Below are 12,131 nucleotides of genomic sequence, written 5' to 3'. Positions count from 1 at the left end.
CGACCCGACCGCACGACACCCGGGCACAAGCGGGTCAGAAGCCCCTGGTCCGCTTGGCCGCCCGCCGCTTCCGGGCGGAACCGACCCGCAGGAACAGCCGCGAGATCTCCGACCCGAGGTTGACCCCGATCGCGATGGCCATGGCGAGGGACACGGCCTTCGCCAGCGACACCAGCCCCTTGTCGATGTCGTTCTGCGCGATGGACAGCAGGCCGAAATAGGTCGCCGAACCCGGCAGCAGCGGCCCGATCGCGGCCGTCGTGTACGGCAGCGCGGAAGCGAACCGGTAGCGCGACAGCAACTGTCCGAAGAGGCCCACCAGACCCGCCGCCACTGCTGTGGAGGCGACCGGTGAGATGCCGCCGACGTCGTGCATGGCGCCGTACACCGTCCAGGCGACGCCCCCGTTGAGGGTGACGGCCAGCACGGTGGATCGTTCCTGCTGGAGCAGCACGGCGAAGGTCAGCGACAGCAGCATCGACGCGGCGATCTGCAGCAGCGGCCGGCCCTCGATGTTCACCGCCGCCTCGGGGTTGAGCCGGCCGCCCAGCTTCACCCCGAAATACAGGATCGTCAGCACCCCGATGACGATGCCGGTGAAGAAGTACATGACCTCCAGCAGCCGCGCGGACGCGGTGATGTAGAAGCCGGTCAGACCGTCCTGCACGCCCGCCACCAGCGCCCGCCCCGGCAGCAGCGCGAACAGCCCACCGGTGATCACGGCCGACGCCCGTACGTCGACGTGCGCCACGGTGAGCATCACCCCGATCGCGGCCGGCGGCATCGCGGCCGCGGTGAACTGGTAGAACTCCGGCAGCCCGCGCCCCGCGCACAGCCAGGCGAGCCGGTCGCCGAGCATCGCGCCCAGCGCGGCGGCGAAGAACACGACCAGGTCGCCGCCGACCAGGACCGAGGCGGCACCGGCCAGCAGCCCGCTCGCCGAGGTGAGCGCCCAGCCGGGGTACGGGTGCCGGTTGCGGCGGATCTCCGCGAGCCGCCCGTACGCCTCCTCCAGGGAGATGTGGGTCTCCGGGTCGGTCAGGTCGTCCACGAGCCGGAAGACGGCCGCCAGACGCGTGTAGTCGGTGCCGCGCCTGCGAACCGTCCGCGAGGCCATCACCGGGTCGTCCACCAGGGACGGCTGGTGCGAGATCGACAGCAGGGTGAAGGTGACGCTGGGCTCGCACCGGTCGAGCCCGTAGGACCGGCAGACCGCGAACATCGCGGCCTCCACGTCCTCGGCGTTCTCGCCGCCCGCCAGCAGCAGTTCGCCGATGCGCAGGGTCAGGTCGAGCACGCGCGGGACGGCCGGGGCGCCCTCCTCCGCCTTCTGCACCGGCTCCGGCGCCGGGCGTTCGGCCACCGGCATGCGCAGCATCGTGCGCATCCGGTCCTGCCAGGGCGCGTCCTTGGTCAGGCTGACGGCCGGGAAACCGTTGGGTGGGGTGAACGCGGTCGGGCCGTGCTGGATGCTGTAGCCGCTGGGCGGGGTGAACGCCGACCCTTCCGCTTCGGCGCCCGACGGATGGGGCGCGTCGAGGCCCTTCGGCACGGCGAACTCGGAGGTCGTGTCGGACTCACCGCCGTTCCGGGGCACCGCGAGGCCCTCGGGAACGGTGAACTCCGACGTGAGCTCGGGGTCGTACGTGGTCCGCGCCTCGTCCGAGCGAGGTTTGCGGTCGGCTGCCTCCGTCACTCCTCAACGCCCCCTGAACGACAAGGTCCCCTGGACGACGACACTCTCCGGACGATCCTGGAGAGCCTTGGAGGAAGATCCTGGGCGACAACGCTCCGGAACGGAACCCTCCGAAAGCCCCGGTATGCGCGGGGACGCACCAACGGGCCGCACGCGTGCGCGTGCGGCCCGTCCGTGGAGCTGCGGCTCAGTGACCGCCCTGCTCCTTGAAGCGCTTGTAGGACCGCTCGATCTCCACCTCGGCGTCCGTGCGGCCCACCCAGTTGGCGCCCTCGACCGACTTGCCGGGCTCCAGGTCCTTGTAGACCTCGAAGAAGTGCTGGATCTCCAGGCGGTCGAACTCGGACACGTGGTGGATGTCACGCAGGTGCTCCACCCGCGGATCGGTGGCCGGCACGCACAGCAGTTTGTCGTCGCCGCCCGCCTCGTCCGTCATGCGGAACATGCCGATCGCGCGGCAGCGGATCAGGCAGCCCGGGAAGGTCGGCTCCTCCAGGATGACCAACGCGTCCAGCGGGTCGCCGTCCTCGCCGAGGGTGTTCTCGACGAAGCCGTAGTCGGCCGGGTAGGCGGTCGAGGTGAAGAGGCGACGGTCCAGGCGGATACGACCGGTCTCGTGGTCCACCTCGTACTTGTTCCGCGAACCCTTCGGGATCTCGATCGTGACGTCGAACTCCACCGGTGGCTCCTCCATGATCAGCACATAGTTCTGGTGGTTAAGTGTCCCTCACGCCGCTGTGTGATCGCGAAAGGGGTTGGTGGTCATGCCAGAGCCGAGGCATTGGCGTGCCGCGAGACCGCATCTGGTGCGGATCGCGAACGCCGTACGACCGCGTCTGGCAGGAGCCGCGACGACCGCCCGGCAGCGGCTCGCGCGGCTCGTACGAACCCTGGAACCGTGGTTCGTACGGACCGTGAAGCCGCATCTCGCGCGGCTTGTTCGGACCGTGAAGCCGCAGCTCACACGACTCGTACGGACCGTGAAACCGCAACTCGCGCGGATCCCCGGGCCCCGGGCCGCGCGGACCTGGCAGTACACAGCGGGCGCCGCCACCGCCGGGCTGGCACTGGCCGTCGGGGTGGTGACGGCCGCCGGCCCCTGGGACGCCACGGGTCAGCGTACGGCCGAGCGCGACCGGGCCGCCGCCCTGGGCCGGGCAGGTGGCACAGATCACGGTGGTGACTCCGGCACGGCCGCCGCGCCGCCCCGGCCCGCCCCGAGCGCGGCGCCCGTGCTGACCGGCCTCGGCGGCACCGCGCAGGCCGCGGACGCCGCCCACGGAGGAAAACCCCTCGCGGACGTCCTCGGCCCGCTGCTGGACGTCCCCGCGCTCGGCGCCGCGCACGCTGCCGCGGTCGTCGACGCCGCGTCCGGGGAACGGCTGTACGGCAGCGGCGCGGACAAGCCGCTGACCCCCGCCTCCACCACGAAGATCGCCACGGCGGTCGCCGCCCTCTCCGCCCTCGGCCCCGACCACCGCCTGACCACCCGCACCGCCCTGGAGCCCGGCACCGGCCGGCTCGTCCTGGTCGGCGGCGGCGACCCCACCCTCACCGCCCGCAAGGAAGCCGGCGGCTGGGCCAGCCTGCGCACGCTCGCCACCGACACCGCGAAGGCACTGCGCGCCCGCGGCGTCCGCCAGGTCACCCTGTCCCACGACAGCACCCTGTACGCGGGTTCCGGCCTGCACCCCATAGGCGTCAACGACAACCTCGCCCGCGTCGACGCCCTGATGGCCGACGAGGGCCGCACCGACGGTTCGGCGAGCGGCCCGGCGCCCCGGGTGTCCGACCCCGCGGCGGCCGCGGCCCGCACCTTCGCCGGTCTCCTGGCCGACGCCGGCGTCCGGACGACCGCGTCCGCTCCGGCCAAGGCCAAGGCCACGGCCCGCGCCGAGACCCTTGCCACCGTCTTCTCACCGCCTCTGTCCGAGGTGGTCGAACGGATGCTGACCAACAGCGACAACGACCTCGGCGAGGCCCTGGCCCGGCAGACCGCCGTCGCCACCGGCGTCCGCGCGGACTTCGCCGGCGGCGGACGGGCGATCGCCGCCCAGCTGACGAAGCTGGGCCTGCCGACGGCCGGCGCCGTGTTCCACGACGGCAGCGGCCTCAACCGCGACGACCGGCTGACGGCGCATCTCCTCACCGCCCTCCTGGCCAAGGCCGCCTCCCCGGCCCGCCCCGACCTCCGCCCGGTCCTCACCGGCCTCCCCGTGGCCGGCTTCTCCGGCACCCTCAGCGACCGCTACAAGAACGCCGCGGCGGGCCTCGTACGGGCCAAGACGGGCACCCTGACGGGCGTGAACTCACTGGCCGGAACCGTGGTCGCCCGAGACGGCCGACTGCTGGCGTTCGCCTTCCTCGCATCGAACACGACAAACCCCACCGAGGCCCAGACAGCCCTGGACACAACGGCCACAGCCCTCACGAACTGACCCCGCGCACTGGCGCCGCGCGACGGCCAGTGCCCCGTCAGGGGCGCGGGGAACTGCGCGCTCAACCACGACGGACCTGCGGGTGACGACGGGTGCCCGCCCCGCCCTGCCCTGCTTTCACGTGATGCCGCGCGACGGCCGGCAGCGCCCCGTCAGGGGCGCGGGGAACTGCGCGCCCAGCCACGACGCACCCGCGGGTGACGACGGACGACCACGCACCCCTCCCCGCTCACCCTCGCGGCAAGCGCCCCGTACGGCCTGCCCCAAGTGGTAACGCTCACGTACCGTTGACGCATGACGAGCATCGGCGGTGCCGCTTCTTCTGGGATGGTCGACTGGAATCTCGCGGTCGCGACCGCGACGCGGCTCGTACGGCCGGGCCCCGAGGTGAGCCGCGACGAGGCCCGGGCCGTCGTCGCGGAGCTGCGCCGGCACGCGAAGGCGTCCGAGGAGCACGTCCGGGGCTTCACCCGGATGGGCGGCGAGGACATCCACGACACCCCCGTGCTCGTCGTCGACCGCCCCGGCTGGATCCGGGCGAACGTCGCCGGGTTCCGGGAGATCCTGCGGCCGCTGCTCGACAAGATGCAGGAGCGACGCGGCAGCATGCCGGGCGGCGCGGTGCTCGGTGCCGTCGGCGGCAAGGTCACCGGCGTCGAACTCGGCATGCTGCTGTCCTTCCTCTCCTCCCGCGTCCTCGGCCAGTACGAGACCTTCGCCCCCTCCGGCCGGGACCTCCCGGCGGCCGAGAACGGCGGCGGCCGGCTGCTGCTGGTCGCGCCGAACATCGTCCACGTGGAGCGGGAACTCGATGTCCAGCCGCACGACTTCCGGCTGTGGGTGTGCCTGCACGAGGAGACGCACCGTACGCAGTTCTCCGCGGTGCCCTGGCTGCGCGACCACCTGGAGGGCGAGATCCAGGCGTTCCTCGCGGAGACCGACGTCGACCCCATGACCGTCCTGGAACGCATCCGTGAGGCCGCCCAGTCGCTGGCCGGCGGGCGCCCCGAGGCGGAGGAGGAGGACGGCGGCCGGTCCTTCGTGGAACTGGTGCAGACGCCCGCCCAGCGGGAGATCCTGGGCCGGCTCACCGCCGTCATGTCGCTGCTGGAGGGGCACGCCGACTTCGTGATGGACGGGGTCGGCCCGGAGGTCGTGTCGAGCGTCGCCGAGATCCGCGAGAAGTTCCAGCAGCGCCGGGCCAAGGGCGCCTCCCGGCTGGACATGGCCCTGCGCAAGCTGCTCGGCCTGGATGCCAAACTCAGGCAGTACCGTGACGGCGAACGGTTCGTACGAGCCGTCGTAGAGCAGGTCGGCATGGACGGCTTCAACCGGGTGTGGACGTCCCCGAACACCCTGCCCACCAAGGCGGAGATCGCCAAACCGGCGGACTGGGTCACGCGGGTGCACGGCAGGACGGAGTCGTGAACGGCGCGCGGGCGTCGTGAAACCGATCCGGTCCGCGGCAGGCGAACGCCCCTTCAATCACCCGTCCGAGGGACCGTGTGCCATGGGTAGGCGTGCAATGCTCGGGGAACGGCCCGTTTCTGTCACCATCGACACACTCTGAGTGACCGGCATCGGGCTCACCCCCCGAAAACTTCATGAAGGGAACCGGACATGGGTCCCCATCCTGCGGTCGCGGCGATACGCCTGGCGGTCCGCCGCGTCCTGACCGACCTCCTCGCCCGCGAAACCCCCGCATCCGCGGCGGCCGGGCACCGGCGCGCGGTCCCGCGCGGCGGCGTCCGCGGCGCCGTGTACGAGCGTTCCCCGTCCCCGCTCGTGCTCGTGGCCTGCTCCGGCGGCGCCGACTCCATGGCCCTCGCCTCCGCCCTCGCCTTCGAGGCCCCCAAACTCGGCATCCGCGCCGGCGGCATCACCGTCGACCACGGCCTGCAGCCCGGCTCCGACGCCCGCGCCGGCGAGGTCGTGCTGCGGCTGCGGGAACTCGGTCTCGAACCGGTCGAATCCATCAGCGTGCGGGTCGGCCGCTCGGGCGGCCCGGAAGCCGCCGCCCGCGACGCCCGCTACGCCGCCCTCGACGCCGCCGCCGACCGCCACGGCGCCCTCGCGATCCTGCTCGGCCACACCCGTGACGACCAGGCCGAAACCGTCCTGCTCGGCCTCGCCCGGGGCTCCGGCATCCGCTCCCTGTCCGGCATGGCCGCGGTCTCGGGGGCCGGCGGCCGTTACCGGCGCCCGTTCCTCCACCTCGACCGGCAGACGGCACGCAAGGCGTGCATGGTCCAGTCCCTGCCGGTCTGGGACGACCCCCACAACGCGGATCCGGCGTACACCCGCTCCCGGCTCCGCCACGAGGGGCTGCCCGCCCTGGAGAAGGCGCTCGGCAAGGGCGTCGTGGAGGCCCTGGCCCGCACCGCGCAGCTGTCCCGCGACGACGCCGACGCCCTGGACACCTGGGCCAGTCAGGCCGAGAGCGCCGTACGCGACGCCACCGGCCTCCTGGAGTGCGCCAAGCTGTGCGCGCTGCCGTCCGCCGTGCGCCGCCGTGTCCTGCGCCGAGCCGCCATCGACGCGGGCGCACCGGCCGGTTCGCTGTTCGCCCGGCACATCGAGGAGGTCGACCGGCTGATCACCGGTTGGCGCGGCCAGGGAGCCATCAACCTCCCGGGCAAAGTCGTCGCCCAGAGGCAGGGTGGCAGACTGGTCATCCGGCAAGCCTGAATCCCACCTCTCCGCGCGGAGGGACCGGACGGGCCGGGGCCGTAACTGCGGGACGACCGAAAGTGATGCGGGTGGACGCGAAAGACATGGGTGCCGACCTCCAGCAGGTGCTCATCAGCAAAGAAGAGATCGACGCGAAGCTGGTCGAGCTGGCCGCGAAGATCGACGCGGAGTACGCGGGCAAGGACCTGTTGATCGTCGGTGTCCTCAAGGGGGCCGTGATGGTCATGGCGGACCTCGCCCGGGCGCTGTCCACCCCTGTCACCATGGACTGGATGGCCGTGTCGTCCTACGGCGCGGGCACCCAGTCCTCCGGTGTGGTGCGGATCCTCAAGGATCTCGACACCGACATCAAGGGCAGGCACGTGCTCATCGTCGAGGACATCATCGACTCCGGTCTGACCCTGTCCTGGCTGATCTCCAACCTCGGCTCGCGCGAGCCCGCCACCCTCAAGGTGTGCACGCTGCTGCGCAAGCCCGAGGCCGCGAAGGTCGCCATCGACGTGGAGTGGGTCGGGTTCGACATTCCCAACGAGTTCGTGGTCGGCTACGGACTCGACTATGCCGAGAAGTACCGCAACCTCCCGTTCGTCGGTACGCTCGCGCCCCACGTCTACGGCGGCTGAACCCTTCGGGTACAGGCCCGTGGCACCACCGGGAACCCCAGCGGGCCTCGCGCCGTTGGAGCATGCAGAGACGGGATTGCCAGCAGTCCGTGCGCCTTCGGGCAACAATGCTGGGGTACCGTCAGAAGAACTGTCTTATCAAACTCACTATGGCAGGAGGGACGGGGCGAAACCGCTCCGTATGGATGGACGTGAAGCGATACTTCCGTGGGCCGGTCATGTGGATCGTGCTGGCCGTCCTTGCCGTGGTCGTGTTGATGCAGGTCGTCGGCTCGTCCGGCGGCTACAAGACGGTGGACACCGGCCAGGTCGTGGCGGCGATCAACGACAACAGGGTGGAGTCGGCCAAACTCACCACCGGTGACGAGCAGAGCATCAAGGTCACCCTCAAGAACGGCCAGAAGGTCGACGGCAGCTCGAAGATCCAGGCGAGCTACATCGGCGACCAGGGCGTGACCATTGCGGACACGCTGCAGACCAAGTACCAGGCCAAGCAGATCCCGGACGGCTACACCGTGTCGCCGTCCAAGCAGAACCCGTTCGTCGGCGTCCTGCTCTCGCTGCTGCCCTTCGTCCTGATCGTGGTCGTCTTCCTGTTCCTGATGAACCAGATGCAGGGCGGCGGCTCCCGGGTCATGAACTTCGGGAAGTCCAAGGCCAAGCTCATCACCAAGGACACGCCCAAGACGACGTTCTCGGACGTCGCGGGCTCGGACGAGGCCGTCGAGGAACTCCAGGAGATCAAGGAGTTCCTGCAGGAGCCGGCCAAGTTCCAGGCCGTCGGCGCCAAGATCCCCAAGGGCGTGCTGCTGTACGGCCCGCCCGGTACGGGCAAGACCCTGCTCGCGCGCGCCGTGGCCGGCGAAGCAGGGGTCCCCTTCTACTCGATCTCGGGTTCCGACTTCGTCGAGATGTTCGTCGGTGTCGGTGCCTCCCGGGTCCGTGACCTGTTCGAGCAGGCGAAGGCCAACGCCCCGGCGATCGTCTTCGTCGACGAGATCGACGCCGTCGGCCGCCACCGCGGGGCCGGCCTGGGCGGCGGTCACGACGAGCGCGAGCAGACGCTGAACCAGCTGCTCGTCGAGATGGACGGCTTCGACGTCAAGGGCGGTGTGATCCTCATCGCTGCGACGAACCGGCCGGACATCCTCGACCCGGCGCTGCTGCGCCCCGGCCGCTTCGACCGCCAGATCGCGGTCGACCGCCCGGACATGCAGGGCCGTCTGGAGATCCTCAAGGTCCACCAGAAGGGCAAGCCGGTCGCTCCGGACGTCGACCTCTCGGCCGTCGCCCGCCGCACCCCCGGCTTCACCGGTGCCGACCTGTCGAACGTGCTGAACGAGGCGGCGCTGCTCACGGCCCGCAGCGACAGGAAGCTGATCGACAACCAGATGCTGGACGAGGCGATCGACCGGGTGGTCGCGGGCCCGCAGAAGCGGACCCGGATCATGTCGGACAAGGAGAAGAAGATCACCGCGTACCACGAGGGCGGACACGCCCTGGTCGCGGCGGCCTCTCCGAACTCCGACCCGGTGCACAAGATCACCATCCTGTCCCGCGGCCGGGCCCTCGGCTACACGATGGTGCTCCCGGAGGAGGACAAGTACTCCACGACCCGTAACGAGATGCTGGACCAGCTCGCCTACATGCTGGGCGGTCGTGCGGCCGAGGAACTGGTCTTCCACGACCCGACCACGGGCGCCGCGAACGACATCGAGAAGGCCACCACCACGGCCCGCGCGATGGTCACCCAGTACGGCATGACCGAGCGTCTCGGCGCGATCAAGTTCGGTGGCGACAACACCGAGCCGTTCCTCGGCCGTGAGATGGCTCATCAGCGCGACTACTCGGAAGAGGTCGCCGCGCTGGTGGACGAGGAAGTCAAGAAGCTCATCGAGAACGCGCACAACGAGGCCTGGGAGATCCTGGTCGAGAACCGCGACGTCCTCGACAACCTCGTCCTGGCCCTCCTGGAGAAGGAGACCCTGGGCAAGGAGGAGATCGCCGAGATCTTCGCGTCGATCGTCAAGCGCCCGTCGCGGCCCGCCTGGACCGGCTCCTCCCGGCGTACGCCGTCCACCCGCCCGCCGGTGCTCTCCCCCAAGGAGCTGGCACTGACCAACGGTGCGAACGGCTCCACGCCGGCGATCAGCACGGCCAAGTCCACGGCGGCCGAGTCCGCCCCGGTGGTCGAGCCGTCGCCGGAGGACCGCCCGGAGAGCTGACCTGCTGGTGTGGTCATGGCCACACCAGCCCGGGATGAATGCCGCGCCCCCCTGGGTTCTAGCCTTGGGGGGCCGCGGCATTTCGTGTGTCCGCCATGAGCTACAGGAACGAGGCACCCCATGACCGACCCCGTGACCCTGGACGGCGAGGGCACCATCGGTGAGTTCGATGAGAAACGCGCCGAGAACGCCGTACGCGAACTCCTGATCGCGGTCGGCGAGGATCCGGACCGCGAGGGCCTGAAGGAGACGCCGGCGCGGGTGGCGCGGGCCTACCGGGAGCTGCTGGCAGGGCTGCGGCAGGAGCCGGAGGACGTTCTGACGACGACGTTCGACCTGGGCCACGACGAGATGGTCCTGGTGAAGGACATCGAGATCGTGTCGCTGTGCGAACACCATCTGCTGCCGTTCCACGGCGTCGCGCACGTCGGATACATCCCGGCCGAGACCGGCAAGATCACCGGCCTGTCGAAGCTGGCCCGCCTCGTGGAGGTGTTCGCCCGCCGGCTCCAGGTGCAGGAGCGGCTCACCACGCAGATCGCCGACTCCCTCGTGCGGATCCTCGAAGCCCGTGGCGTGATCGTCGTCATCGAGGCCGAGCACATGTGCATGTCCGTGCGCGGCATCCGCAAGCCCGGTGCCACGACCACGACGTCGGCCGTGCGCGGGCAGCTCAGGGACGCCACGACGCGTGCCGAGGCGATGAGCCTGATACTGGCGCGCTGACCGGTCCCGGCGGCCGTCAGGCCACCGGCTGCGCTCCCGGGTGGTCGTTGTCGTCGTCGTCCTCGGGGAGCTTGCAGACGCGCTCCAGGAACAGGGCGGCCGCTATCACCGCGACTCCGGCCACGACGCAGAACCCGGCGTAGAACGCCTGGTCGCGGCGGGCCGGGATGTCGAGGATCTCCAGGAGGTAGGCGCCCGCGCCGCCGTACATGCCGGCGACGAGGGCGGCGACCAGGGCACTGGCCTGGCCGAAGACGACCGCGCGGGCGGCCATCAGGGGGTCGACGCCCTTGGCGCCCGGGCGGCGCTCCCGCTGGGCCCTGAGGCGGGCGCGCAGCGACAGCGCCGTGGACAGCAGGACCACCGCGATCAGCGCGAGGACGATGGGAGCGGCCAGCGGGACGCTGGGGAGCGTCCCCACCGAGTTCCACAGCCGGGCGCCTGCCCAGGACAGCACTCCGGCGACGACGAACACGCCGGCCAGCATCCTGATGCGCAGCTCTTTCACTGTGTTTGTTCAGCTCCCCCGCGCGGTGGTGTGGGCGGCCGCTTCCGCGTGTCCGTCCCGTGGTCGTCTCGACCTTAACGACTACTCCGGCAGTCGGAGTTCCAGGTCCGCACGGGCTGCCACGCCGCTGTGGGTGACGGCGCCGAGCAGGTCGGCGACGGCCCCGCGGCCGGGGAGCTGGGCGTCGGGGTCCAGATCGTGCCAGGGCGCCAGCACGAAGGCGCGTTCGTGCGCGCGCGGGTGAGGGAGGGTGAGCTGCGGGTCGTCGGAGACGACCTCGGCGTACGACACGATGTCCACGTCGAGGGTGCGCGGCCCCCAGTGCTCGTCCCGCACCCGGTTGAACGCCTCCTCGATCGCGTGCGCCCGCTCCAGCAGCGAGGACGGCGGGAGGGTGGTCCGCAGCACCACCACCGCGTTGAAGTACGAGGGCTGGCTGCCGGGTGCCACGCCCCACGGCTCCGTCTCGTACACCGGGGAGACCGCTTTGATGCGGACGCCCGGGGTGTCCTCCAGGGCGTCGATGGCACCTTGGAGGGTCTCCAGCCGGTTGCCGAGGTTGGAGCCGAGGGAGAGCACGGCGCGTTTGGGGTTCTGCAGGGTGGTGTCGGCGGCGTCGACCTGTTCGACGACGGAGGCGGGCACCGGCTGTACGGTCGGGTCGCTCGGACCGTGCGTGAAGGATGCGGTCATACTCGGCTCCGGGTGATGGTGACGGTCACGTCGTCGAAGGGCACCGTGATCGGCGCGTCCGGTTTGTGGACGCAGACCTCGACCTCCTCGACCCCTTCGTGCTTCAGGCAGGTCCGGGCGATGCGCTCGGCGAGCGTCTCGATGAGGTTCACCGGTTCGCCCTCGACCACGGCCACGACCTCCTCGGCGACGATGCCGTAGTGCACGGTCTTCGTCAGGTCGTCGTCGGCAGCGGCCGGCCGGGTGTCCAGGCCCAGGACGAGGTCGACGACGAAGGGTTGGCCCTTCTCGCGTTCCTCGGGGAACACACCGTGGTGCCCGCGGGCCTTCAGACCGCGCAACGCGACACGATCCACGCGAATCACTCCTGCCATCGTCGGTAACGGCCGGTCCTGCCGAGTGCGGTCGGCGCACCGGCCACGGACGAATCTACCTGCGGGCACTGACAGCGCCGGGTCACGGGGGGTGCGTGCCCGACCGGGTACCGGGAGGTTTCATCACGTGTTCGCCTCGGGGAACCCGGCGGCTCAC

11 protein-coding genes are annotated in these 12,131 nt (G+C 70.9%); 6 read left to right on the top strand and 5 right to left on the bottom strand.

Annotated features, from left to right (window positions below; translation table 11 throughout):
- Window positions 1-34: 34 nt before the first annotated feature.
- Together ACFYPJ_RS04510 and ACFYPJ_RS04505 are read right to left on the bottom strand one after the other, a co-directional pair.
- On the bottom strand, window positions 35-1,696 hold the full coding sequence (locus ACFYPJ_RS04510; protein ID WP_389010367.1) for a threonine/serine exporter ThrE family protein: 1,662 nt from the start codon (window positions 1,694-1,696) through the stop codon (window positions 35-37).
- A gap of 187 nt (window positions 1,697-1,883) precedes the next feature.
- Complete coding sequence (locus ACFYPJ_RS04505; protein ID WP_389010364.1) at window positions 1,884-2,375, bottom strand: inorganic diphosphatase; 492 nt, start codon at window positions 2,373-2,375, stop codon at window positions 1,884-1,886.
- Window positions 2,376-2,460: 85 nt separating this feature from the next.
- Here ACFYPJ_RS04505 and dacB point away from each other — a divergent pair, with 85 nt between their 5' ends.
- From dacB to folE, 6 genes are all read left to right on the top strand, one after another.
- Complete coding sequence (gene dacB, locus ACFYPJ_RS04500) at window positions 2,461-4,134, top strand: D-alanyl-D-alanine carboxypeptidase/D-alanyl-D-alanine-endopeptidase (RefSeq protein WP_389010361.1); 1,674 nt, start codon at window positions 2,461-2,463, stop codon at window positions 4,132-4,134.
- Window positions 4,135-4,428: 294 nt separating this feature from the next.
- Window positions 4,429-5,562 (top strand): zinc-dependent metalloprotease, encoded by a 1,134-nt coding sequence (locus ACFYPJ_RS04495; protein WP_389010358.1) that lies wholly within the window; start codon window positions 4,429-4,431, stop codon window positions 5,560-5,562.
- 192 nt (window positions 5,563-5,754) lie between these two features.
- Window positions 5,755-6,822, top strand: a complete 1,068-nt coding sequence (gene tilS / locus ACFYPJ_RS04490) for a tRNA lysidine(34) synthetase TilS (RefSeq protein WP_389010355.1) — start codon at window positions 5,755-5,757, stop codon at window positions 6,820-6,822.
- 65 nt (window positions 6,823-6,887) lie between these two features.
- Window positions 6,888-7,448: a hypoxanthine phosphoribosyltransferase gene (gene hpt / locus ACFYPJ_RS04485; RefSeq protein WP_389010352.1), complete on the top strand. Its 561-nt coding sequence runs from the start codon at window positions 6,888-6,890 to the stop codon at window positions 7,446-7,448.
- A gap of 185 nt (window positions 7,449-7,633) precedes the next feature.
- Window positions 7,634-9,673 (top strand): ATP-dependent zinc metalloprotease FtsH, encoded by a 2,040-nt coding sequence (gene ftsH, locus ACFYPJ_RS04480; protein WP_389010349.1) that lies wholly within the window; start codon window positions 7,634-7,636, stop codon window positions 9,671-9,673.
- 120 nt (window positions 9,674-9,793) lie between these two features.
- Window positions 9,794-10,399 (top strand): GTP cyclohydrolase I FolE, encoded by a 606-nt coding sequence (gene folE / locus ACFYPJ_RS04475; protein ID WP_389010346.1) that lies wholly within the window; start codon window positions 9,794-9,796, stop codon window positions 10,397-10,399.
- 16 nt (window positions 10,400-10,415) lie between these two features.
- Here folE and ACFYPJ_RS04470 read toward each other — a convergent pair whose 3' ends face one another.
- The 3 genes from ACFYPJ_RS04470 to folB form a co-directional block, all read right to left on the bottom strand.
- Entirely contained in the window at window positions 10,416-10,907 is a 492-nt protein-coding gene (locus tag ACFYPJ_RS04470; protein WP_389010343.1) for a DUF3180 domain-containing protein, read from the bottom strand.
- An 81-nt stretch (window positions 10,908-10,988) separates the two neighbouring features.
- Complete coding sequence (folK, locus tag ACFYPJ_RS04465; protein WP_389010340.1) at window positions 10,989-11,600, bottom strand: 2-amino-4-hydroxy-6-hydroxymethyldihydropteridine diphosphokinase; 612 nt, start codon at window positions 11,598-11,600, stop codon at window positions 10,989-10,991.
- Window positions 11,597-11,956 (bottom strand): dihydroneopterin aldolase, encoded by a 360-nt coding sequence (folB, locus tag ACFYPJ_RS04460; RefSeq protein ID WP_389010337.1) that lies wholly within the window; start codon window positions 11,954-11,956, stop codon window positions 11,597-11,599. The genes folK and folB overlap by 4 nt, the downstream gene beginning before the upstream one ends.
- Window positions 11,957-12,131 lie beyond the last annotated feature (175 nt).

This window comes from Streptomyces sp. NPDC006012, from assembly GCF_042871185.1.
Classification (GTDB): Bacteria; Actinomycetota; Actinomycetes; order Streptomycetales; family Streptomycetaceae; genus Streptomyces.
This window is presented reverse-complemented; position numbering and strand designations above follow the sequence as displayed.

What these genes read in the sequence shown, in the direction of transcription:
- tilS (WP_389010355.1), top strand. Translation starts at nt 5,755, where the DNA reads ATGGGTCCCCATCCTGCGGTCGCGGCGATACGCCTGGCGGTCCGCCGC.
- ACFYPJ_RS04495 (WP_389010358.1), top strand. Translation starts at nt 4,429, where the DNA reads ATGACGAGCATCGGCGGTGCCGCTTCTTCTGGGATGGTCGACTGGAAT.
- ftsH (WP_389010349.1), top strand. Translation starts at nt 7,634, where the DNA reads ATGGACGTGAAGCGATACTTCCGTGGGCCGGTCATGTGGATCGTGCTG.
- hpt (WP_389010352.1), top strand. Translation starts at nt 6,888, where the DNA reads ATGCGGGTGGACGCGAAAGACATGGGTGCCGACCTCCAGCAGGTGCTC.
- dacB (WP_389010361.1), top strand. Translation starts at nt 2,461, where the DNA reads ATGCCAGAGCCGAGGCATTGGCGTGCCGCGAGACCGCATCTGGTGCGG.
- folE (WP_389010346.1), top strand. Translation starts at nt 9,794, where the DNA reads ATGACCGACCCCGTGACCCTGGACGGCGAGGGCACCATCGGTGAGTTC.
- folK (WP_389010340.1), bottom strand. Translation starts at nt 11,600, where the DNA reads ATGACCGCATCCTTCACGCACGGTCCGAGCGACCCGACCGTACAGCCG.